This window comes from Mesorhizobium sp. C395A (assembly GCF_030323205.1).
Lineage (GTDB): Bacteria > Pseudomonadota > Alphaproteobacteria > Rhizobiales > Rhizobiaceae > Mesorhizobium.
In genome coordinates, this window is sequence record NZ_CP100473.1 from 4,831,473 (window position 1) to 4,853,487 (window position 22,015).

A 22,015-nucleotide genomic window follows, 5' to 3' on the forward strand; every position below is an offset into this window, starting at 1 on the left:
CACGAGGTGACGTCCTCGGCCATGATCAACCGACCGGGACCTCTTCCGACGATGCCGGGCCGGCGAGGTCGTCGCGCGCATTGCGCGCGAGTTTCTTCGTCGAGCGCTTGGGGCTGTCGCCGAACAGCTCGGCCGCTCCGGCAAGGCAGCTCTTCTTCAGGCTTTTTTCCGAGCGCTTCAAAAGCTTGCCAAGAAGCCTTGTGTCCTGCGCATCGCCGAGCGGCTCACCGTCGGCCTCGAGCAACACGCGCATGACGAAGACGTCGTGCAGTTCGCCGAGTTTTTCGCCAAGTTCATCAACTGCCTTGCGCCGCACCTTGATCGGCGTCGGCCATAGCCGGCCGAGCAGCGACAGATGCATCGAGTGGGTCTTGGCAGCCTTGCGCAGATCGTGGAAATCCTCGGCTCCTCCGTGGGATCCGGCCTTGTCCAGCGCCTTCCTGGCCCGGCGCAAGGTCTTGCGAGCGCCTTCCGCAAGCACATCGGCTGCATGCTCAGGCAGATCGGGGAGCAGCAGCCGCTCTATCCTGATGAGGCCTTCCTCGCAGGCGGCGGTGGCCGCGCCTATGGCGGCGTCGAGGCCGGCGCCGGCATGCATTTCATGCTGGCGGGCAATCAGCCGGTCGCGCACGCTGTCGAGGCCGCCGCCGGCAACCTGCTCGGGAAAGGCGGCTGCCAGCCGGTCGACGGTCTCGACCAGCGCGGTCGCCTCGCGCGGCCCGGCAAGCAGCGCCGCCACCTGACGGTAGCATTGGTTCTCAGTCCGACAGAATGTTTCATTTCCGGAACGGACCAGCCGCAGCAAGGCGCGCGCGCTCTTCAGCCGCTTGCGGCATTTGTGCAATGCCTGCTCCGGCTGGTCGCGCGCGACGGCCAGATGGGCAAGCGCCTTGCCGATCTCCTCGCCAAGGATACGCCTGACCTCGCCGGTCAGCGGCAGGCGCGGATCGATGCGAAAGCTCATGCGGCGATCTCCGGAATCCCCCTAGAGCATGATGCCGAAAAGGTGAAGCGGTTTTCGGACGACATCATGCTCCATCTCTTTTGATTTAGAGCCGGATTCCGATTTTAGGTCGACCCGACCTAAAATCATCCGGCTCTAGGGCGAGCGACGCGTTGTAAAATCTCTGCTCGCCGGTCACTTCGCGGCCGAGCCAATCAGGCAGCATTTCGTCAGGTACATCCTCCGGCGTCTCCAGTTCGGCCACCACAAGGCCGGCTAGGATCCCGCCGAAAACATCGACTTCGTAGAGATAGCCGCGATGCCTAACATGGTGGCGTGTCTTCTCGATGACATGTCCGATGGCGAAGGCCAGCATCTCCTCGGCATCAGTCAGAGGAATTTCATATTCGTATTCGTCGCGCTCGCGGATCTTGCTGCCGAATTTAAGCGTCAGCTTCGCCGAACTGCCGTCGCTGATGCGTACGCGCACGGTGCGGCCAGGTGCTGCGGCAAGGTAGAACTGGCGAATGCGTATATTCGCCTCGGCCATTTCTAGCCATTCGGCGCTGGAGACCAGGAACTTGCGTTCGACTTCTTTGCCCATGGCCGCGCACTAAAGCGTCTGCGGCTCGACATGGCAAGCGGCCGTAGATAATCAATTTGACTTTAATCAATCGATTGATTAAAGAGGCCGACATGATCAAATCCGCGCCCGACAAAATGCCCCGCCAGGAGACATCGCCCGCCGAGCAGACGCGCGCCGCACTGGTGCTGGCCGCGCTCAAACTGTTCGGGCGGCAGGGCTTCGACGGCACCTCGACGCGCGAGATCGCGGCGGAGGCGAAGGCCAACATCGGCTCCATCGCCTATCATTTCGGCGGCAAGGAAGGGCTCCGCGGGGCCGCCGCCGACCACATCGTCGAGACCATCCAGGCGGTTGCTGGCCAGGCGCTCGGCGGCATGCAGCTGCAAGGTCAAGCCAGTTCAGAGACGGCGCGGGCGCAGCTCTCGACCGCATTGGAGCGGATGGTAGGATTTATCGTCGCCCGGCCGGAGGCGGGCGATATCGTACAATTCGTACTTAGAGAGTTGTCGCATCCGACGGCCGCCCTCGACCGCATCTATGACGGGGTGTTCGAACCGACGCATCGCCGCCTCTGCCAGATCTGGGAACAGGCGACGGGCGAGCCGGCCGAAAGCGAGGCCACCAAGCTCGTGGTCTTCACGCTGATCGGCCAGGTCATCTATTTCCGCATCGGCCGCGAAGCAGTGATGCGTCGTATGGGCTGGCGCGAGATCGGTAACGCCGAAGCCGCCAAGGTGGTGGCGGCGGTCACAAGCAATCTTGGCGCCATACTGGCGGCCCGAAATCCGGTCGCCCGCAAGGAGGGCAAGCGATGAGTTTTCTCTGTTCCCTGCCGCTCGCGGCCCAGCTGTTCGGCGCCTGCGCGCCGGCAGCGCCGCTTGCCGTCGGCTATGTCGAGGGCGACTATGTCTTGCTGGCGCCGATCGAAGTGGCGCAGGTCGAGACCGTCGCGGTCAAGCGCGGCGACCGTGTTGTATCAGGCACGCCGGTGGTGACTCTCGAAAGCGCCGACGCAAAAATCGCCGTCGCCCAGGCAGAGGCCGCGCTCGCCCAGGCGCAGGCGCAGCTTGCCGACCTGCAGATCGGCAAGCGGCCGGAGGAGATCGCGGTGCTGAAGGCCGAGGTCGACATGGCCAAGGCCCAGGCCACGGATGCCAAGCGCAAATACGACCGCGCCGCCGACCTGTTCAAGCGCGGTGCCGGCACGCAGGCCGACTACGACACGGCCGCCGCGACGCTGGAGACCGCCAATGCGCAGGTCGGCCAGGCGCAGGCCAACCTCGCCGTCGGCGGTCTGCCTGCGCGTCCCGAAACGATCAAGGCGGCAGACAATCAGGTCAAACAGGCGCAGTCGGCGTTGGAACAGGCTGAGTGGCGGTTGTCGAAGCGCGTGCTGGCGGCACCTTCGCCGGGCCGCATCAATGACGTCATCCGCAATTCCGGCGACACCGCCGGTCCGACCGCGCCTGTCATTTCGATGTTGCCGGACGGTGCGGTGAAGCTCAGCGTCTATGTCCCGGAAAGTGCGTTCTCGTCGATCAAGGTCGGCACGCTGCTTGTCGTCCATTGCGACGGCTGCGGGCCGGAGGTGAAGGCGCGCGTCAGCTATGTCTCGCCCGACCCGGAATTCACCCCGCCGGTGATCTACTCGCTCGAGAACCGGCAGAAGCTGGTCTACCTCGTCGAGGCGCGGCCTGAGGGCAAGGCGCAAGCGCTGCAGCCGGGACAGATCGTCGATGTCGAGCTGGCGGCCTCCGCAAAATGAACGCCATCGACGTTCATGGCCTGGTCAAGCGTTTCGGCGACAAGACTGTCGTCGACCATGTGACGATGACGGTGGCCGAGGGCGAGATCGTCGGCTTTCTCGGGCCCAACGGGTCCGGCAAGACGACGACCATCCGCATCATGTGCGGCCTGCTGACGCCCGACGAGGGCGAAGGTAGGGTGCTGGGTTTCAACATCCGCACCGAGTCGCTCCGCATCAAGCGCGAAGTCGGCTACATGACGCAGAAATTCTCGTTCTACGAGGATTTGACGATCGGCGAGAATCTCGAATTCGTGGCGCGGCTCTACCGGCTGAAGTCGGTCGAGGAGCATGTGTCGAAAACGCTGGAAGAGCTTGGCCTGACGAGCCGCCGCAACCAGCTCGCCGGCACGCTGTCGGGCGGCTGGAAGCAGCGGCTGGCACTGGCCGCCTGCATCATGCACAAGCCGAAGCTGCTGCTGCTCGACGAGCCGACCGCCGGCGTCGATCCGAAGGCGCGGCGCGAATTCTGGGACGAGATCCACCGGCTGGCGAGCGGCGGTCTGACCGTGCTGGTGTCCACCCACTACATGGACGAAGCCGAGCGCTGCCACCGCATCAGCTACATCTCCTACGGCAAGATGCTGGCCACCGGCACGGTGGACGAGGTGGTGACGAATGCCGGTCTGACCACCTTCGTGCTGCAGGGACCGCGCCTCGACCAGGTCGCCGATGCACTCAGGGACCGGCCCGGCGTCGACCAGGTGGCGCCGTTCGGCGCGACGCTGCATGTCGTCGGCTCCGACAAGGCAAAGCTCGAAAAGGCGCTCGCCGATGTCGAGAAGGAGCACAAGGGCGTCAGCGTAAAACCCGGCGAGACCAGCCTCGAGGACGTCTTCATTCAGTTCATGTCCGGCTCGAAGGACAATATGGCATGAACAGCGTCTTCTCCTTCGCCAGGCTCGGTGCGCTGCTGATCAAGGAATTCATCCAGATGCGGCGCGACCGCATCACCTTCGCCATGATGCTGGGCGTGCCGCTTTTGCAGCTGGTGCTGTTCGGCTACGCCATCAACAACGATCCCAAAAGCCTGCCTGCCGCACTGGTGGCGACCAGCAATGACCCCTACACCCGCGCCATTGTCGCGGCCCTGCAGACGACCGGCTACTACCGCTTCGACCATGTTGCGCAAAGTGCCGAGGCTGCCGAATTCCTGATGGCGCGCGGCGATGTCGCCTTCGTCGTCACCATCCCGGCCGATTTCGGCCGCCGGGTGGAGCGCGGCGACAATCCGCAGATACTCATCGAGGCCGACGCCACCGACCCGGCCGCCGCCAGCGGCGCCATCTCGACGCTAAGCAAAGTGGCCAGCCAGGCGCTGCTTCGGGCGCAAGGCATGCAGGAGGCGGCGAGTGAGGCCGCCAGGGGCCAGCTCGATGTGGTGGTGCACCAGCGCTACAATCCGGAAGGCATCTCGCAATACAACATCGTGCCCGGCCTGCTCGGCGTCATCCTGCAGATGACCCTGGTGATGATGACCTCGATCGCGCTGACCCGCGAGACCGAGCGCGGCACGATGGAAAACCTGCTCGCCATGCCGTCCAGCCCGTTCGAGATCATGCTGGGCAAGGTGCTGCCCTATCTTGTGGTCGGTGGCGTCCAGGTGGTGGTGGTGCTGGCGGCGTCCAAGCTTCTGTTCGCCATTCCTTTCACCGGCTCGATGTCGCTGCTGCTTACCGCCGTGCTGGTGTTCGTGCTGGCGCTGGTGCTGCTTGGCTACACCATCTCGACCATCGCCCGCACGCAGATGCAGGCGCTGCAGCTGACCTTCTTCTTCTTCCTGCCGTCGATCCTGCTGTCCGGCTTCATGTTCCCCTATCGCGGCATGCCGGGCTGGGCGCAGACCTTCGGCGAGATTTTTCCGCTGACGCATTTTCTGCGCATCACCCGCGCGGTGATGCTGAAGGGCGCTGAACTGCCGGCGGTTGCGGGCGAGATCGCCTGGCTGGTCGGGTTCGTGGCCCTGTTTGCCGGCGTCGCATTGGTGCGGTTCAGGCGCACGCTCGACTGAGCGTTCAGGAATTGAGCGATCGTGGACCGCTGACGAACGGACTGCCCCTCACATAGAACCGCAGCGGGCGGTCCGCATCCTTCGTGATGCCGATGCGGATGCCTTGGCCGATGTCGCCGGGCTCGTGCTCGTCGGCTGCCAGCCATAGCGGTCCTTGGCGGCAAAGATCGAGGCCGTCCAGCGAACGGTCGATCCGCAATGCCTGTGCGAGCCGTCCCGGCCCGCGCGCCACGTCGCGCAGGCGTTCGACGCCCCGGTTCTGCCGCATGATGGCAATGCCTTCGAGCGGTTCGAGCGCCCGGATCAGCACACCGGTGCCGGTCCCTGGCCCCTCGCTCGAAACATTGAGCATCCAGGAGACGCCATAGGCGAGATAGACATAGGCGTGCCCGGCCTCAAGAAACATCGAACGGTTGCGCGGCGTCATCCCGCGATAGCCGTGACCGGCGGCGTCGCCGGTGACATAGGCCTCGGTCTCGACGATACGGCCGCCGACGATGCCTTCCGGCAATTCCCGCACCACGAGCTTGCCGATGAGATAGCGGGCGAGATCGGCCGTATCATCAGGCAGTTCGGCACGATCGAGCGGATGGTGGCTGGTCATGCTACCGCCGCCGTGTTTCAAGGTATCCGTTCGACCCATTGCGCGCGCGACTGCCCCGGCTCGAACGGATCGCCGAAATACTGGGTCTCGCGAACCACCTTGCCATCGACGAACTCCATGATGCTCACCGTATAGGACGGAATCCCGTCATAGGTCAGGACATACTCGGTGATCCAGAGGTCGCCTGACCCGGTGATCCGCCGCACGGCAAAGCGCTTCCGGTTGGGCTGGGCGGCGCGCGACGGCTGGATGTTGTGCCGTCCGCTGATGCGCTCGCCTGACTGCGGATAGTCAAGCACCGCGTCGTCGCGATAAATCTGATGCTCCGTCTCGAAATCATTGGCATCGGAGGCAGCCCAATGGCGATCGAGAGCCGCCCTTATCTCAGCGTCTGCCATATCGGTTCTCAGGCCGCGGCCATGATCTCGGCGTAGGTGGTGAAATCGACATTGCCGCCTGACAGCACGACGGCGACGCATTTGCCCGACAGTTCGATCTCGCCTGACGAGAGCGCCGCCAGCGCCACGCAGCCGCCGGGTTCGACCACCAGCTTGAGATGGGCCATGGCGTCGCGCACCGCCTGTGCGGCCGCCTTGTCGGAGACGGCGATGGCGCCGGCGAGGTTCTTGCGGTTGATCTCGAAGGTGATCGCGCCGGGCTCTGCGGTGAGGATCGCATCGCAGATCGAACTGTGGCCGGGCTCGTTGGAAACCCTTTTTCCTTCGATCAGCGAGCGGCGGGTGTCGTCGAAATGCTCGGGCTCGACGGCCCAGACTGCCGTGGCCGGCGAGGCATCCTTGACGGCGATCGAAATGCCGCTCGTCAGGCCGCCGCCGCCACAGGGAATGACGACCGCGTCGAGGCTGACGCCGAGCGCTTTTGCCTGGCGCATCAGTTCGAGACCGATCGTGCCCTGGCCGGCGATGATGGCCGGATCGTCGAAAGGAGGCACCAGCACCATGCCCTTGTCCATGTAGGGTCGCACCACCGTCATGCGGTCGTCGCGAAAGCGGTCGAACGGCACCACTTCGGCGCCCATCTTGCGGACATTGGCGATCTTCATCGCCGGCGCGTCGGCCGGCATGGCAATGACCGCCTTGACGCCGAACATGGCAGCCGCCGCGGCGACGCCCTGAGCATGGTTGCCGGAGGAGAAGGCGACGACGCCGCGGCTGCGCTCTTCTTCGCTCAGCGAAGACAGTTTGTTGTAGGCGCCGCGGAACTTGAACGAGCCGGTGCGCTGCAGCGTCTCCGGCTTGAACAGGATGCGGCCGCCGAAGCGCTTGTTGAGTTCCAGCGATTCGATCAAGGTCGTTTCGGCGATCAGGCCGGAGAGCCGCGCGGCGGCGGCATGGATGTCGGCGATGCCGGGAAGCGTGGTCATGGCGAAGTCCTGAAAGCGATGAGTTCGGAGCATGGTGCACGCAAAGGCAGGCCACGCACCAATGAAAAAATGTGACCGTTACAAAGTTTGGCGGGCATGAGCGGCGACGAGGTCAAACTGGCCCACCTCTCCCGCCTTTATCCGCCGGGCCGTATCGGCTAAGGGCGGGGAGCAGAATTCCGGACCGCCAGAAATGACCGCCAAGCCAAAACCCCTGTTCCTCGGTATTGACACCGGTGGCACCTATACCGATGCCGTGCTGTGGTCGGAACAAGGCGGGCCAAAAGGCAATGTGCTGGCCAAGGCCAAGGCGCTGACGACGCGGCACGATCTTGCCGTCGGCATTTCCGGCGCGGTCGATGCGGTGCTGGAAAAATCGGCCACTGATCCGGCCGCCATCAAACTCGTGTCGATGTCGACGACGCTCGCCACCAATGCGCTGGTCGAGGGCCAGGGTGGGCGTGTGGCGCTCATCATGATCGGCTTTACCGGGGCCGACCTTGCGCGCGACGGGCTGAAGACCGCGCTCGGCACCGATCCGGTGGTGTTTTGTCCGGGCGGCCATGACGTGCACGGCAATGCGGCCAAGCTCGATCTGTCGGATCTGGAAGCGGCGATCCCTGAACTCGGCGCCTCGGTGTCGGGCTTTGCCGTCTGCGCCTATTTCGCCACCCGCAACCCGGCGCATGAACTCGCCGCGCGCGACTTCATCCGCGAAAAGACCGGCCTGCCGGTCACCGCCAGCCACGAATTGTCGGCCAAGCTCGGCGGCCCGCGCCGCGCGCTCACCACCTTGCTCAACGCCAGGCTGATCTCGATGATCGACCGGCTGGTGGCGGCAACCGAAGGATTTTTGGAAGCCCGCAACATCGCAGCGCCCCTGATGGTGGTGCGCGGCGATGGCGCGCTGGTTTCGGCGGCGTTTGCCCGCCAGCGGCCGATCGAGACCATCCTCTCCGGCCCGGCCGCCAGCCTGGTCGGCGCCCGCCACATGACGGGCCTGGACAACGCCATGGTGTCCGACATTGGCGGCACCACCACCGATGTCGCCGTGCTCGACGGCGGCCGTCCTCGGCTCGATCCCGAAGGCGCCACTGTCGGCGGCTTCCGCACCATGGTCGAGGCGGTCGCCATGCGCACCTTCGGCCTCGGCGGCGATTCCGAAGTGGCGCTGGAAGATGGCGCGCTCAACCCGAAAATCCTGCTCGGGCCGCGCCGCCTGGTGCCACTGGCGCTGGCCGGCATGATGCATGGTGTTTCCGTGACATCGGAGCTCGAGCGCCAGCTCAGGGCGCCCAACCCCGGCCGCATGGACGGCCGCTTTGCGTTGCGCACCGGCGTGCCGGACAGGCTCGCCGCCGGCCTGACCGCGCCCGAGGCGAAACTGTATGAACTGATTGGTGCCGTGCCGCTCGCCATCGACAGGCTGCTCACCTCGAACGCCCAGAACGCCACGCTGAACCGGCTGGTCTCGCGCGGTCTTGTGCATATCTCGGGCTTCACCCCCTCGGACGCCGCCCATGTGCTCGGCAAGCAGGCCAACTGGGACCCGCTTGCGGCCCGGCTCGCCGCCGAACTGTTTGCCCGCAAGCGTGATGGGCGAGGCCAGTACATCGCGCCGTCTCCGGAGGTGATTTCCGAACGCGTGCTACTGACGCTCACGCGCTGGTCGGCCGAATACATTCTGGAGACAGCCTTTGCCGAGGATGGGCTGGATGGCGCCGCCACCGTCGCGCATGCGCTGGTGCAGCGCGCCGTCGATTCCCATCCCGGCATCGCAAGGCTCAGCGTCGCGCTCGATCGTCCGGTCATTGGCCTCGGCGCCTCGGCGCCGCTGCACTATGCCGGCTTGGCCGAGCTGGTCGGTAATGAGTGCGTGGTGCCGGAGGATACCGATGTCGCCAACGCGCTCGGCGCCGTCGTCGGCCAGGTCCGCGTCTCCGCCGAAGCCCGCGTCAGCCAGCCTAAGGAAGGTTTGTTTCGTTTGGCGTCGGGGCAAACGGTGCGCGACTTCACGGACGAGGCCGAGGCGATCGCGGCAGCGGAGGCTGATGTGCGGGCGATCGTAGCCGCGCGCGCGAAGGATGCCGGCACGGATAATGCCGAGATCGACGTTTCGACCGAGTTCAAGGTGTCTACGGTTGAGGCCCAACGGATGTTTATCGAAGCGCATGTGGTGGCGGTTGCATCGGGTCGGCCGAGGATTGCGGTTTAGGTGATCTCCCCCACGAGGGGAGAGATCAGCAGCTTCAAATTCCCCGCCTTCACCCTAAGCTGAATTGACCCTTCACCCCTGACATGCCAAAGGCCGCAAAGCCTTTCATCTGGAGAAGCCCTGATGACCGATCGCGTCGAGATCGCCGGATTGCGGATTGCCCGCGAACTGCATGACTTTGTCGGCGAAGCGCTGCCGGGTACCGGCATTGCCGCCGACGCCTTCTGGAACGGCTTTTCGGCTATCGTCCATGATCTCGCGCCGAAGAACCGGGCGTTGTTGGCCAAACGCGACGCCATGCAGGAACAGATCGACGCCTGGTACCGCGCCAATGGCGCGCCCATCGATATGGAGACCTACAAAAGCTTCTTGCGTGAGATCGGCTATCTCGTGCCCGAAGGGCCGGCCTTTTCCGTGTCGACCGACAATGTCGACCCCGAGATCGCCACCGTTGCCGGGCCGCAGCTGGTGGTGCCGGTGATGAATGCGCGTTATGCGATCAACGCCGCCAATGCCCGCTGGGGCTCGCTCTACGATGCGCTCTACGGCACCGACGCCATTGCCGAGACCGGTGGCGCCGAGAAGGGTAAAAGCTTCAACCCCGTGCGCGGCGCCAAGGTGGTTGCCTGGGCGAAGAGTTTTCTGGACGAGTCCGTGCCGCTCACCTCGGGCAAATGGGCCGGCGTGAACGGGCTGACGGTTTCGGGTGGCACCTTGCGGCTCGGCGCCGGCGCCGGCGGCACCACGCTGGCCAACCCGAAACAATTTGCCGGCTATCGCGGCGACGGCGCCAACCCGGAAGCCATCCTGCTGGTCCAGAACGGCCTGCACATCGAGATCCTCATCGACCGCACCAACCAGATCGGCCGCACCGACCCGGCCGGCATTGCCGACGTGATCCTGGAATCGGCGCTGACCACCATCCAGGACTGCGAGGATTCGGTCGCGGCGGTGGATGCCGAGGACAAGGTCATCGTCTACCGCAACTGGCTCGGCCTGATGAAGGGCGATCTGGCGGAGGAAATCAGCAAGGGCGGCAAAACCTTCACGCGCAAGCTCAATCCGGACCGCGCCTGGACCGCGCCCAGTGGTGGCGCGCTGAGCTTGCCTGGCCGCTCGCTGATGCTGGTGCGAAACGTCGGTCACCTCATGACCAATCCGGCCATCCTCGACCGCGATGGCAACGAGGTGCCGGAAGGCATCATGGATGCGGCGCTGACGGCGCTGATCGCGCTGCACGATGTCGGCGCCAAAGGGCGGCGGATGAACTCCCGCGCGGGCTCGATGTATGTGGTGAAGCCGAAGATGCATGGGCCGGAGGAAGTCGCCTTCGCAGTCGAGATTTTCGACCGCGTCGAAGCGCTGCTCGGTATGGCGGCAAACACCATCAAGATGGGCATCATGGACGAGGAGCGGCGCACCACCGTCAACCTCAAGGAGGCGATCCGCGCCGCGAAGGAACGCGTCGTGTTCATCAACACCGGCTTCCTCGACCGCACAGGCGACGAGATCCACACCTCGATGGAAGCCGGCCCGATGATCCGCAAGGGCGACATGAAGCAGGCCGCCTGGATTTCCGCCTACGAGGCGTGGAATGTCGACACCGGGCTCGAATGCGGGCTGGCCGGCCACGCCCAGATCGGCAAGGGCATGTGGGCGATGCCCGATCTGATGGCGGCGATGCTGGAACAGAAGATCGCGCATCCCAAGGCCGGCGCCAACACCGCCTGGGTGCCGTCGCCGACGGCGGCGACGCTGCACGCCACGCACTATCACAAGGTCGATGTCCACGCCGTCCAGGCGGCGCTCAAGAGCCGGCCGAAGGCGAAGCTCGATGATATATTGTCGGTGCCGGTGGCGGTGCGGCCGAACTGGACCCCCGACGAGATCCAGCGCGAGCTCGACAACAATGCGCAAGGCATTCTCGGCTATGTCGTGCGCTGGATCGACCAGGGCGTCGGCTGCTCGAAAGTGCCCGACATCAACGATGTCGGCCTGATGGAAGACCGCGCCACGCTGCGCATCTCCTCGCAGCACATCGCCAACTGGCTGCACCACAAGGTTTGCTCCGAAATTCAGGTGATGGATTCGCTGCGGCGCATGGCAGCGATCGTCGACCTCCAAAATGTCGGCGACCCGCTCTACCGCCCGATGGCCACCGACTTCGACGCTTCAATCGCCTTCCAGGCCGCCTGCGATCTGGTGTTCAAGGGCCGCGAGCTGCCCAACGGCTACACCGAGCCGGTGCTGCACAGGCGGAGGCTGGAGCTGAAGGCGAAAGAGCGGGCGAATTAGCGCCTGCGTTTCCCTCCCCTCAAGGGGAGGGTTACGCCGCCTGCGCTACCCGCTCCGACATCATGCGGTAGGAAATCGCCTCGGCCAGGTGAATGCGGCCGACGGTTTCGCTGGCGTCGAGGTCGGCCAGTGTGCGCGCCACTTTAAGCACCCGATGATAGGCGCGCGCAGAAAAGCCGAGTTTCTCGCTGGCGTCTTTCAGCAGCGACAGGCCGGCTGCGTCCGGCGCGGCGATGTCCTCGATGACAGAAGGCGAGCAATGGGCGTTGGTGGTGGCGCTGGTGACGCCCAGCCGCTCGAAACGTTCGCGCTGGATGGTGCGGGCGCGCGCGACGCGCTGGGCGACGGCGGCACTTTTCTCCGCCCGGTCGGGCCGGATCAGGTCGGCGGCCGAGACCGCCGGCACTTCGATCCTGAGATCGATGCGGTCGAGCAGCGGGCCGGAGATGCGCGCCTGGTAGTCGGTGCGGCAGCGCTCGCCGCGCAGGCAGCGATAGCCGGGCTCGCCGGCCATGCCGCAACGGCACGGGTTCATCGCCGCCACCAGCTGGATGCGCGCTGGATAGGTGACGCGGTGGTTGGCGCGCGCGATCATGCAGTCGCCGGTCTCCAGCGGCTGGCGCAGCGCATCCAAGGTCTGCGGCGTGAATTCGGGAAACTCGTCGAGGAACAGGACGCCGTTATGGGCAAGCGATACTTCGCCCGGCCGCGCCCTGATGCCGCCGCCGACCATTGCCGCCATCGAAGCCGAATGGTGCGGTGCGCGGAACGGCCGCCGGTCGGTGAGCTTGCCTTCGCCGAGCTCGCCGGCCACCGAGGCGATCATCGAGACTTCAAGAAGTTCCTTGGGCGCCAGTGGTGGCAGAATTGAAGGCAGCCTCTGCGCCAGCATCGATTTTCCCGAGCCGGGAGGCCCGACCATCAACAGATTGTGGCCGCCGGCCGCCGCCACTTCCAGCGCCCGCTTGGCGCTTTCCTGGCCCTTGATGTCGGAAAGGTCGGGCAGGTCGCGGGCCGAGACATGGATGCCGGGCTCGGGCCGCGACAGCACCTGCGTGCCGCGAAAATGATTGGCGATGGCAATCAGGCTGCGCGGCGCCAATATGTCGAAATCCTTGCCCGCCCAGGCCGCTTCCGGCCCGCAGCCGAACGGGCAGATCAGGCCTTTTCCCTCGGCATTGGCGCCGATCGCCGCCGGCAGCGCACCGGCGACCGTGGCAATGGTGCCGTCGAGCGACAATTCTCCGAGCACGACATAGGAGGCCAGCATGTCGCCCGGAATGGCGCCGAGTGCAGCCATCAGGCCGAGCGCGATCGGCAGATCGTAATGGCTGCCTTCCTTGGGAAGATCGGCAGGCGCCAGGTTGACCGTCACCTTCTTCGACGGCATCGACAGCCCCGACGCATGCAGTGCCGCCTGCACGCGCTCGCGGCTTTCGGCCACCGCCTTGTCGGCCAGCCCGACGATCTGCATGCCGACCTTGCCCGGCGCGATCATCACCTGGACATCGACCGGCACGGCCTCGATGCCCTGGAAAGCCACCGTGCGAACCCGCGCCACCATCTTGCTCTGCCCCCGGATACCGGCTCGCCTCGGCCTTGTGGTTCAGACCGCGAGCGACGTCAGGACAAGACAACCATAGATTTTAGGCCAAGGCAAGAACATTACAGGAACATGCATTCGTGGTGGTTGCAGCGCGCTGTGCCGGTTGCAAAAACGGAAGATGGTTAAGCAAAATGGAACGGCTGCTCCGCCTCCTCGACCGCGTTTAACAAGGGCGACTAGGCCCTTCGGCAATCTGAGGGTGTTGCTTCTAAGCGGTGATGAAGGCATCGACCGAACCTGAAAGCGATCGATCGATCGCGACCTGCGGTGGAAGCCACTCCATGACAGGATATCGGAAAGGCCAAGGCATGGCGATCCGGCGCGAAGAGCCGCTCTCCAGAAAAATCTCGTTTACAAGGTCTATGAACCGCCCGCGGTCTCGTTCGATTCGTTTCAAAGTTTGCGAACGAATGTAATCCCGGGGAATTCGTCGCTCCTTCAGCGCTAAGACAGCCTCCGCGATGGATCGAGGATCGGGTGGAACTGTGAGCGAATAGTCGTCATCCAGATAAAGGTCTCGGCCGCCATGGTTCGGCGTCGTGACCACTGGAAGGCCCGCGAGAAGATATTCCGTGCTGGCGAACATTGGTCCTTCCAGGTGAGAGAGACAGATTCCCACGGCTGCACGATTTAGATGCGTGTTCACCTGAGCCGGTGCCAATCGGACCGGCTTGCCGGTGCCGTCAAACTCGTTGATAAAGACGTGATGCGGCGCGAGCTCCCTATGCCGATTTATTCGCGCTCTTTCCGACTCCGTCGTGGAGGATCCGCTTGAATCTCGATAGAAGACAAATGCGCAACGCTGGATGCCAAGCGACAAGTCATGGCGCTTCCACGGAGCCAGCTGCGCATTGTAGATTGCATCAAATTCTACAGGGACGTCATCGAGAGGCCTGAATATGTGTTCGGAGGTTGTTGACGTCTTGTTGTGCAGGACGGCGGCCTCGCCGGACTGGTTCAACAGATCAGCCTCTGACTGAGTGTTGGATAGGAAGATTAGCGCGTGACGGGGGTTCTTGAGTCTATGCAGAACGGCATAGGTCCGGATGGTTTTGACGCTAGCACTGTTTTCGATGGACCAGGTTGGCGAGATGAGAAACCAGGCGCGGTGGCCGCGTGGAAGAAAAGGCATATGACTTGCTAATCCGAGCGGCGTACCGGACATTCCCGAATAGGATATGAACGGATCGTTCGACAGCATACTGGCCTGAAGAGCAGGTTGCGACTTCGCGGAAGGGTGCCCTTTTCTGAGCTTGTGGCCATGACGCAGCATGGCTCTGACAATCTCGAATTTGGTAGGAGGGCGATACCCGTGCTGTAGGGTCAACATGCGGCAATTGCGATCTTGAGTGCGGGGCAAAACTCGCTTCGACAGAGAGAAATTTGGCAAAGAAACATCGCCAGTTGATCGACGGAATATCTCAGGCGATCAAATCTGGTGTACGGAGAAGCGCCTCTTGAAAGAAAACATCGTCCCAAGCGGGGCTGGTTCTCACATCGCGCTACCAACCGTATCCGTTTGCGTAGGCTGTTTCAATCAAGAGGCATTCATCGACACTGCGATCCGATCCGTAGCGGCGCAGACGTACACTGCGTTCGAGTGCGTGGTGGTCGATGATTTTTCGACTGACGGTTCCCGCCGAAGGATTGAAGAGTGTCTGTCCCAGCTTGGCGACAGTCGTTTCCGCTTTCTGCCCCGACTGCAAAATGGCGGGCAGTTGGCAACAATGATGACCGGGCTTGACGCGACAGCCGGGCCCCTGATCTCGTTTCTTGACGGTGACGATGCTTGGCATCCTGACTTCATAGAATGCCATGTGAGAGCGCATCTCAGCCACACCCGTATCGCGGCAATGTCGAGCTCCGATGAGGTGGTGATAGATACGGCCGGCAACCTGCTTGCGGGCGGTCATCCCGTATTCCACCTGAATGACCCGCGATCGATGCCGAAAATGAGCGGCTACCTGCATGTCGACACCGAAGCTGACCCGACATTATTATTTATTGATCGGGGTACCGTGGGTTGGTTTTGGTCAACCACATCGGGGATGATGTTTCGTCGAGCTCCGCTTGAAATCATGCGTCCATCCGATCCGGACGAAATAAAGATATGTGCCGATGGTTATATGGCTCGTGCCGCCCATATGATCGGCGGAACCGTGAGGATTGGGCGGGCTCTTGGCAGTTATCGGCTTCACGGCGGCAATGGCTGGGCGGACGGGCGCATCCTGGGTACCGGAGTTGGCCTCGGCAGGATGTCGCCTGATACTGAAATAGCGATACGGCGGGCACTGGCCAATCGTTGGTGCGAAGTGGCGCCGGGACTGGCGCATTTAATCTCCCGCCACTCAATGCGCAGGACCTTGGTCGACCTGATCGGACTGTCTGCGGCTTTTGCATTGCTGGAAAAGAACTCCGATGCGGGTTTTCTGCTGAAAGACTGGGCAACACCACAGCGAAAATTGCAGACCAGGCTTATCGGTCTCCTTCCTCCGAAACTGAGGCCTCGGCGCTTCCGGGACATAGTTTGATTTGATGAGCCGCTTGCTCGGCAGTCTCACCCGATAAAGAGCATCTTTCGATGCTTCTCTGGACCCACCAAAGTCCTCCGTAGCAACGCACACTACGCGGCCAAATTCCGCCGCTTCGCCTCTACCGCGTCCCAGAACAGGCTGGCGATATCCGCGCCACCAAAGCGTTGCACTTCGCGCACGCCGGTTGGCGAGGTCACGTTGATCTCGGTCATGTAGTCGCCGATCACGTCGATGCCGACCAGGATGAAGCCGCGCTCTTTCAGCGACGGGCCGATGCGGGCGCAAATCTCGCGTTCGCGCTCCGTCAGCTCAGTCTTTTCGGCGCGGCCGCCGACATGCATGTTGGAGCGAGAATCGTGGTCGGCCGGCACGCGGTTGATGGCGCCGACCGCCTCGCCGTCGATCAGGATGATGCGCTTGTCGCCCTTGCGCACATCCTTCAGATAGCGCTGGACGATATACGGCTCGCGTGACAGCTGGGCGAACATTTCGAGCAGTGAGGCGAGGTTGCGATCGTCTTCCTTGAGATGGAAGATGCCGGCGCCGCCATTGCCATAGAGCGGCTTGACGATGATGTCGCCGAATTCCTTGCGGAAGGCCGCGACCTCCTGGGGATCCTTGGTGATCAGCGTTTCGGGCATCAGATCGGGGAATTCGGTGACGAAGATCTTTTCCGGGCTGTTGCGCACCCAGGCCGGGTCGTTGACGACCAATGTCTTCGGGTGAATGCGCTCCAGAATATGCGTCGTGGTGATGTAGTTCATGTCGAAGGGCGGATCCTGGCGCAGCAGGATCACATCCATCTCCGACAGGTCGGTGCGCACCTTGTCGCCCAGCGAAAAATGATTGCCCTTCTCGTCGCGGAGCTTCATCTCCTCGATGCGGGCAAACACCTTGCCGCCCAGCATCGACAGCCGGTCCGGCGTATAGTGGAACAATTGGTGCCCGCGCCGCTGCGCCTCCAGCGACAGCGCAAACGACGTGTCGCCGGCGATCGAGACGGTGGAGACATGGTCCATCTGGACGGCGATCTTCAGGGTCATCTTCTGGTCTCCAGCGGGTCGAGCAAGTCCAGGAAAAGTGCGTAGCGGTTTTCCGTCCGGAATTGCGGCAAGGCAAGTCGCCGATATACGGAACTTGGCGGCTTCTGCCAATCGCGCTTGCTTGGCCCAGACCCCCTAACGGTCGAAGACCAGCCGGGAGTAACCGAGGAAGGACAGCGCCATGGCGAACAGCGAGGCGACGGCAAGTGCTGCCAGCGGCGGCATTGCCGGCAGCGCGAACAGGATGGCGCAGTAGACGAGATAGTTGACGATGCTGGTGGCGATGCCGACGCCGCCATAGCGCGCACCCTCGCTAGCCACGCCGCGGCTCGATGGTGAGAAGGTCAGGTGCCGGTTGATCTGCCAGGTGACGCAGAGCGCAAAGCCGATCGACAGCACGCGGGCGACGAAGGGACCGAGCGGCGTCACCGCCAAAAGCAGCCAGAGTGCGGCGGCATCGGCGACGAAACCAACGCCACCGGCAAGGACGAAGCGGGCGAGCCGGCTCACGGCCTCAGGCGGCCCGGGGCGTCTTGCCCGGTTCGGCCTTCGGGATTTCACCAGTGCGTTCGCGCCGTTCGACCCGGCCCGACGGAACCGAGAGATAGAAAATGCGTTTCTGCTCGGCGCGTCCGCGCGATACCGAATCGAGGATCAGTCCGGTCACCATCGCAAGCATCGAGAGCAGCAGCAGGCCGACTGACAGCACCCAGGTCGGCATGCGCGGCACGAGGCCGGTCTGGGCGAATTCGATCAGCACCGGCGTCATCAGGGCAAGGCTCGACGCCAGGACGAAAATCGCGAAGGCGCCGAAGAAGCGCAGCGGCTGCGTTTCCTTCATCAGCATGGCGAACATCCACAGGATCCTGGCGCCGTCGCGATAGGTCGACAGCTTCGACGACGATCCCTCAGGCCGGCGGCCATAATCGAGCGCGATCTCGCTCACCGGCAGTTTGAGCTGCGAGGCATGCACCGACATTTCGGTCTCGATCTCGAAGCCGCCGGAAACGGCGGGAAAGCTCTTGACGAAGCGCCTCGAGAAGACGCGGTAGCCGGAGAAGATGTCGGTGAAGTCGGCGCCGAACAGCCACTTGTAGAGGCTGTTGAAGATGCGGTTGCCGAAGGCATGGCCGGAACGGCCGGCATCGTCGGTGACGCCGCGCCTGGTGCCTACCACCATGTCGCAGCGCTCGGTCTGCAGGATGTTGATCAGCAGCGAGGCATCTTCCGGCGCATAGGTGCCGTCGCCATCGGCCATCAGATAGATGTCCGCATCGATGTCGGCGAACATGCGCCGCACGACATTGCCCTTGCCCTGGCGCGGCTCGCGGACGACGATGGCGCCCGCTGCGCGCGCCTTGAGCGCGGTCAAATCCCTGGAATTGTTGTCATAGACATAGATCTCGGCCGACGGCAGCGTCTCGCGAAAGCGCCGCACCACCTCGGCGATGGTCAGTTCCTCATTGTAACAAGGCAGGAGCACGGCAATGGCCGGCTCATGGCGGACTTCGTGCGGCATTTCCGTCTCCCGACGCCCGGCGGAGCCTCCGGCCGCGCTCATATGCGGCCTCGCTCAGGCGACTTTACTATTTATTGAAGCTGTTAAGGCTAGGTTTAAGGCCGCAGTCTTTCCGACGAAGGTCATGATGATGAACGCAGCCAAGGCGGGTGCTTCCTCCTGGAAGTCCGATATGACGCTGGCGTTGCTTGCCATGCTGGTGGTGCTGGCGGTCAATGCCGCCACGGGCTTTCGCGAATTGAGCAATGCCGGCGGCGACAATGACAGCCTGCTGCGGCTGGTCGAGGTTCGCGACATGCTGGCCGGCCAGGGCTGGTTCGACCTGCATCAGTACAGGATGGGGCCGGAAGGCGGTTTCGTCATGCACTGGTCGCGGCTGGTCGACGCACCGCTCGCCGTCATCATCCTCGCCGCCTCGGCGCTGACCCGCAGCATGGCCATGGCCGAAGCGATCGCACAGGTGCTGTGGCCGTCGCTGCTGTTTTGCCTGGCGGTGTTTTTTACAGCCCGTGCGGCACGCAGCTTCGCCGGCGTCGGCGCCGTGCTGCCCGCTATCGTCATCGGCGCGGCGGCGCTGCATTTCATCGGCATTTTCTTGCCGGGTGCGCTCGATCATCACAATGTCCAGCTGACGCTGACCATGGCCAGCCTCAGCCTGCTGCTCGAGGCGCCGGCGCGTCGCTGGGCGGCGCTGATTTCCGGGCTGTGTGCGGCCCTGACGCTGGCCGTCGGCATGGAAACCGCGCCCTATGTTGCCACCATCGGCGCCTGCATCGCTTTGCTGTTCGTCGTCGATCCCGGCGGCGAACGCCGGATCGCCAGGGATTTCGGTCTCGGCTTTGCCGGGGTTTCAGCCCTGGTCTTCGTCACCACCATCCCGCCATCGGCCATGGGCCAGCCGCAGTGCGATGCCTTCTCGGCTGTGCAGTTCGTGGTGGCGGCAATCGCCGGACTGGGCCTTGCCGCCGTGACGTCGCTCACGGTGTCCAATGGCACGGCCAGCCGCCGCCTGATCTCGCTTACCCTGCTCGCGCTTGGGCTGGGCGCCGTCGTCGTGGCGCTGTTTCCGCAATGCCTTGCGGCTCCCTACGCAAACCTCGATCCGCGCCTCAAGGAATTGTGGCTCGATCACATCGACGAGGCGCAGTCGCTGTTCAGTATTGCCGTCAATGAGCCGGCCTCGCTGGCGGCGCGCTATGTCACGCCGCTGGTGGCGATCGCGCTGATGGCGCTTCGCCTGCGCGGACCATGGCGCCGCCAGGACAGCCTCGTCGGCGCCTTGCTGGTCGGCGCCTTCATCGTCAGCGCCTGGCAGGTCCGCGGCTCGACATTCTCGATCGCCTCTGCCGCCATCCCGCTGTCGGCCTGGATCGCAAGCTGGCGCGAACGGGCGAGGATCAGCCCTGCGCGCAGCGTATCGCTGCGCATGGCGGCGGTCTGGGTGGTGTCGGTGAATGCCGTCTGGGCCGGTGCTGCCGCCGCGACGTCGAGCGTATTCGAGGCCAACAAGGTCTCGGTCGAGGCACGGGACACCGACAGCGATCCGTCCTGCGAGCGCAAGGCCTCCTTCGCGGCGTTGGCCCGGCTGCCGGACACCACGGTGCTTGCCATTTCCAATCTCGGCTCGCCCATCCTGGCCTATTCCGGGCACCGCGTCTTTGCCGGCCCCTATCATCGCAACATCGCCGGCGACCTGCTTGCGCTCGATGCCTTCCTCGGATCGGCGGACCAGGCGAGGATGATCGCGGCGGCTCACCACGTCGGCCTGATGGCGCTCTGCCGCGGCAGCGCCGAAAGCAAGATGCTTGCCGCCAAGGCGCCGCAAGGCTTCCTGGCCAGGCTGATGCAGGGAAGCGTCCCCGATTGGCTCGAACCGGTGGCCGAAACGCGCGGAACCCCGGTCGAACTCTACCGCGTCCGCTAAAGCATCATTCGCCAGCGAAAAATCGATTTCGCGATACGCTTCCTAAACGCTTTGCTGCCAGTCTCAGCCTAAATTTCGGGCGTCACAAACAGGGATACCGATGCAAACGACGTTTGGCACCGGGCAGGCAAGCAGGGAAAACTCGGATCTGGCGTTCACCGATGCGCTGACCGGGCTTGGCAACCATCGCCGCTTCTTCGACAAGGTCGATCGCCTGATCAGCGACCGTGCAGACGATCCCGCGCCGTTCACGGTCGGCATTCTCGACCTCGACGGCTTCAAGCCGATCAACGATCTGTTCGGCCACAAGGCCGGCGACGACATATTGATCCAGGTGGCGATGCGGCTGCGCGCCTCGATGGACAGCCACTCCACCGTCTGCCGCATCGGTGCCGACGAATTCGCCTTCCTCTACCCGATGGTGTTCTCGGAGGAGGCGGCGGCCGAGAAGTCGCGCATGATGATCGAAATCCTGTCGGCGCCCTACGATGTCGGCGAACGCACCGCCAGGCTTTCGGCCTCGGTCGGCTGCTCGCTGTTTTATTCCGGCGACGAAACCACGGAAATCCTCGTCAACAAGGCCGAAACGGCGCTCTACCACGCCAAGCGTTCGGGCCGTGGCCGCGTCGTCGTCTACACCCGCGAAATGGAAGAGGCGGCCAAGCGCGTCACCCGCATCGAACAGGCGCTGCGCCGTGCCGTCTCGGCCGGTGAGGTCGAACCGCATTTCCAGCCCATCGTCGATTTGACCACCCGCCGCACCATCGGCTTCGAGACGCTGGCGCGCTGGACCGATCGCGACCTCGGCGTGGTGCCGCCGACCGTGTTCATCCCGATCGCCGAAGAGCGCGGCATCATCGGTCCGCTATCGCAGCTGGTGCTGCGCAAGGCGACCGAAGCGGCGCGCAGCTGGCCGAAGGACCTGTTCCTGTCCTTCAACCTGTCGCCCTCGCAGCTCGTCGACCAGAACACCGGCCTGCACATATTGTCGATCCTCGACCGCACCGGCTTCGATCCGCGACGGCTGGAGATCGAGATCACCGAAACCGGCCTGATGAACGATCCGGCCTCGGCCGAGAAGATCGTCGAGGACCTGCGTCGCGTCGGCATCCGAGTCTCGCTCGACGATTTCGGCACCGGCCAGTCCTCGCTCGGCCGCTTGCGCGAATTCCATTTCGACAAGCTCAAGATCGACCGCGCCTTCGTCTCCTCGATCCTCGACGACCGCCCGTCGGAACACATCATCCGCGCCATTCTGGCCATGTGCGAAGGGCTCGGCATGGATGTCGTCGCCGAAGGCATCGAGGAGGAGGCGCAGGCCGACCGCCTCGTCCAGTTCGGCTGCGCCGGCGGACAGGGCTATCTCTTCGGCAAACCGGTCGATGCCGACGCCACGCTCGGCTACCTCCGCGATTCCTACCGCGGCGCCCTCTACGCCAAGGCAGTCTGACCGGCGGTCTGGCCTGCGTCGAGCAGGTCAGCGGCGCGAGCCAAGATCGACTGTGGCCGCCATCTTGCGGCCTTTTGTCTGACATAAGCCAATCAAA

General features: G+C 63.9%; 19 protein-coding genes. 9 read left to right on the forward strand and 10 right to left on the reverse strand.

Translation table 11 applies throughout. From position 1 onward, the window contains the following. Positions 1 to 25: 25 nt before the first annotated feature. Both NLY37_RS23560 and NLY37_RS23565 read right to left on the reverse strand, forming a co-directional pair. A complete protein-coding gene (locus NLY37_RS23560) occupies positions 26 to 964 on the reverse strand; it encodes a CHAD domain-containing protein (protein WP_023741342.1) in 939 nt (312 codons plus the stop codon). Between the two features lie 85 nt (positions 965 to 1,049). Next, on the reverse strand, positions 1,050 to 1,547 hold the full coding sequence (locus NLY37_RS23565; RefSeq protein WP_023681278.1) for a CYTH domain-containing protein: 498 nt from the start codon (positions 1,545 to 1,547) through the stop codon (positions 1,050 to 1,052). Between the two features lie 92 nt (positions 1,548 to 1,639). Between NLY37_RS23565 and NLY37_RS23570 the strand changes: the two genes are divergently transcribed. The 4 genes from NLY37_RS23570 to NLY37_RS23585 are packed head-to-tail and all read left to right on the forward strand — an operon-like array spanning position 1,640 to position 5,344. Continuing rightward, complete coding sequence (locus NLY37_RS23570) at positions 1,640 to 2,344, forward strand: CerR family C-terminal domain-containing protein (RefSeq protein WP_023681279.1); 705 nt, start codon at positions 1,640 to 1,642, stop codon at positions 2,342 to 2,344. Then, positions 2,341 to 3,294: an HlyD family secretion protein gene (locus NLY37_RS23575; protein ID WP_023681280.1), complete on the forward strand. Its 954-nt coding sequence runs from the start codon at positions 2,341 to 2,343 to the stop codon at positions 3,292 to 3,294. Before NLY37_RS23570 ends, NLY37_RS23575 begins: the two co-directional genes overlap by 4 nt. Further along, positions 3,291 to 4,211 carry an ABC transporter ATP-binding protein gene (locus NLY37_RS23580; protein ID WP_023681281.1) on the forward strand — a complete coding sequence of 307 codons (921 nt, stop codon included), beginning with the start codon at positions 3,291 to 3,293 and terminating at the stop codon, positions 4,209 to 4,211. Before NLY37_RS23575 ends, NLY37_RS23580 begins: the two co-directional genes overlap by 4 nt. Continuing rightward, positions 4,208 to 5,344 carry an ABC transporter permease gene (locus NLY37_RS23585; protein WP_023681282.1) on the forward strand — a complete coding sequence of 379 codons (1,137 nt, stop codon included), beginning with the start codon at positions 4,208 to 4,210 and terminating at the stop codon, positions 5,342 to 5,344. Before NLY37_RS23580 ends, NLY37_RS23585 begins: the two co-directional genes overlap by 4 nt. 4 nt (positions 5,345 to 5,348) lie before the next feature. Here NLY37_RS23585 and NLY37_RS23590 read toward each other — a convergent pair whose 3' ends face one another. Genes NLY37_RS23590 through NLY37_RS23600 form a run of 3 tightly spaced genes read right to left on the reverse strand, consistent with a single transcriptional unit; the run spans position 5,349 to position 7,332 of the window. Further along, positions 5,349 to 5,948: a DNA-3-methyladenine glycosylase gene (locus tag NLY37_RS23590; RefSeq protein ID WP_023726779.1), complete on the reverse strand. Its 600-nt coding sequence runs from the start codon at positions 5,946 to 5,948 to the stop codon at positions 5,349 to 5,351. A gap of 17 nt (positions 5,949 to 5,965) precedes the next feature. After that, positions 5,966 to 6,346, reverse strand: coding sequence for a nuclear transport factor 2 family protein (locus NLY37_RS23595; RefSeq protein WP_023741341.1), 381 nt, complete (start codon positions 6,344 to 6,346; stop codon positions 5,966 to 5,968). Positions 6,347 to 6,354: 8 nt separating this feature from the next. Further along, on the reverse strand, positions 6,355 to 7,332 hold the full coding sequence (locus tag NLY37_RS23600) for a threonine ammonia-lyase (protein ID WP_023673293.1): 978 nt from the start codon (positions 7,330 to 7,332) through the stop codon (positions 6,355 to 6,357). A 193-nt stretch (positions 7,333 to 7,525) separates the two neighbouring features. Between NLY37_RS23600 and NLY37_RS23605 the strand changes: the two genes are divergently transcribed. Both NLY37_RS23605 and NLY37_RS23610 read left to right on the forward strand, forming a co-directional pair. Next, positions 7,526 to 9,547 carry a hydantoinase/oxoprolinase N-terminal domain-containing protein gene (locus NLY37_RS23605; RefSeq protein WP_023741340.1) on the forward strand — a complete coding sequence of 674 codons (2,022 nt, stop codon included), beginning with the start codon at positions 7,526 to 7,528 and terminating at the stop codon, positions 9,545 to 9,547. A gap of 123 nt (positions 9,548 to 9,670) precedes the next feature. Next, positions 9,671 to 11,842, forward strand: coding sequence for a malate synthase G (locus NLY37_RS23610; protein WP_286440462.1), 2,172 nt, complete (start codon positions 9,671 to 9,673; stop codon positions 11,840 to 11,842). A gap of 31 nt (positions 11,843 to 11,873) precedes the next feature. On the opposite strand, the gene NLY37_RS23615 is transcribed toward NLY37_RS23610, so the two are convergent. After that, on the reverse strand, positions 11,874 to 13,406 hold the full coding sequence (locus NLY37_RS23615) for a YifB family Mg chelatase-like AAA ATPase (protein ID WP_023687500.1): 1,533 nt from the start codon (positions 13,404 to 13,406) through the stop codon (positions 11,874 to 11,876). A gap of 250 nt (positions 13,407 to 13,656) precedes the next feature. After that, complete coding sequence (locus NLY37_RS23620; RefSeq protein ID WP_156933909.1) at positions 13,657 to 14,721, reverse strand: glycosyltransferase; 1,065 nt, start codon at positions 14,719 to 14,721, stop codon at positions 13,657 to 13,659. A 184-nt stretch (positions 14,722 to 14,905) separates the two neighbouring features. Here NLY37_RS23620 and NLY37_RS23625 point away from each other — a divergent pair, with 184 nt between their 5' ends. Next, complete coding sequence (locus tag NLY37_RS23625; RefSeq protein ID WP_023741338.1) at positions 14,906 to 15,979, forward strand: glycosyltransferase family 2 protein; 1,074 nt, start codon at positions 14,906 to 14,908, stop codon at positions 15,977 to 15,979. Positions 15,980 to 16,071: 92 nt separating this feature from the next. Here NLY37_RS23625 and gshB read toward each other — a convergent pair whose 3' ends face one another. The 3 genes from gshB to NLY37_RS23640 all read right to left on the reverse strand — a co-directional run bounded on the left by gshB (position 16,072) and on the right by NLY37_RS23640 (position 18,544). Beyond that, complete coding sequence (gene gshB, locus NLY37_RS23630; RefSeq protein ID WP_023741337.1) at positions 16,072 to 17,025, reverse strand: glutathione synthase; 954 nt, start codon at positions 17,023 to 17,025, stop codon at positions 16,072 to 16,074. Positions 17,026 to 17,160: 135 nt separating this feature from the next. After that, positions 17,161 to 17,535, reverse strand: a complete 375-nt coding sequence (locus NLY37_RS23635) for a GtrA family protein (protein ID WP_023741336.1) — start codon at positions 17,533 to 17,535, stop codon at positions 17,161 to 17,163. Between the two features lie 4 nt (positions 17,536 to 17,539). Further along, positions 17,540 to 18,544, reverse strand: a complete 1,005-nt coding sequence (locus tag NLY37_RS23640) for a glycosyltransferase (RefSeq protein WP_023741335.1) — start codon at positions 18,542 to 18,544, stop codon at positions 17,540 to 17,542. Positions 18,545 to 18,668: 124 nt separating this feature from the next. Between NLY37_RS23640 and NLY37_RS23645 the strand changes: the two genes are divergently transcribed. Together NLY37_RS23645 and NLY37_RS23650 are read left to right on the forward strand one after the other, a co-directional pair. Continuing rightward, positions 18,669 to 20,468 carry a hypothetical protein gene (locus NLY37_RS23645; protein WP_023741334.1) on the forward strand — a complete coding sequence of 600 codons (1,800 nt, stop codon included), beginning with the start codon at positions 18,669 to 18,671 and terminating at the stop codon, positions 20,466 to 20,468. 100 nt (positions 20,469 to 20,568) lie between these two features. Further along, positions 20,569 to 21,918, forward strand: a complete 1,350-nt coding sequence (locus NLY37_RS23650; RefSeq protein WP_023681311.1) for a putative bifunctional diguanylate cyclase/phosphodiesterase — start codon at positions 20,569 to 20,571, stop codon at positions 21,916 to 21,918. Positions 21,919 to 22,015 lie beyond the last annotated feature (97 nt).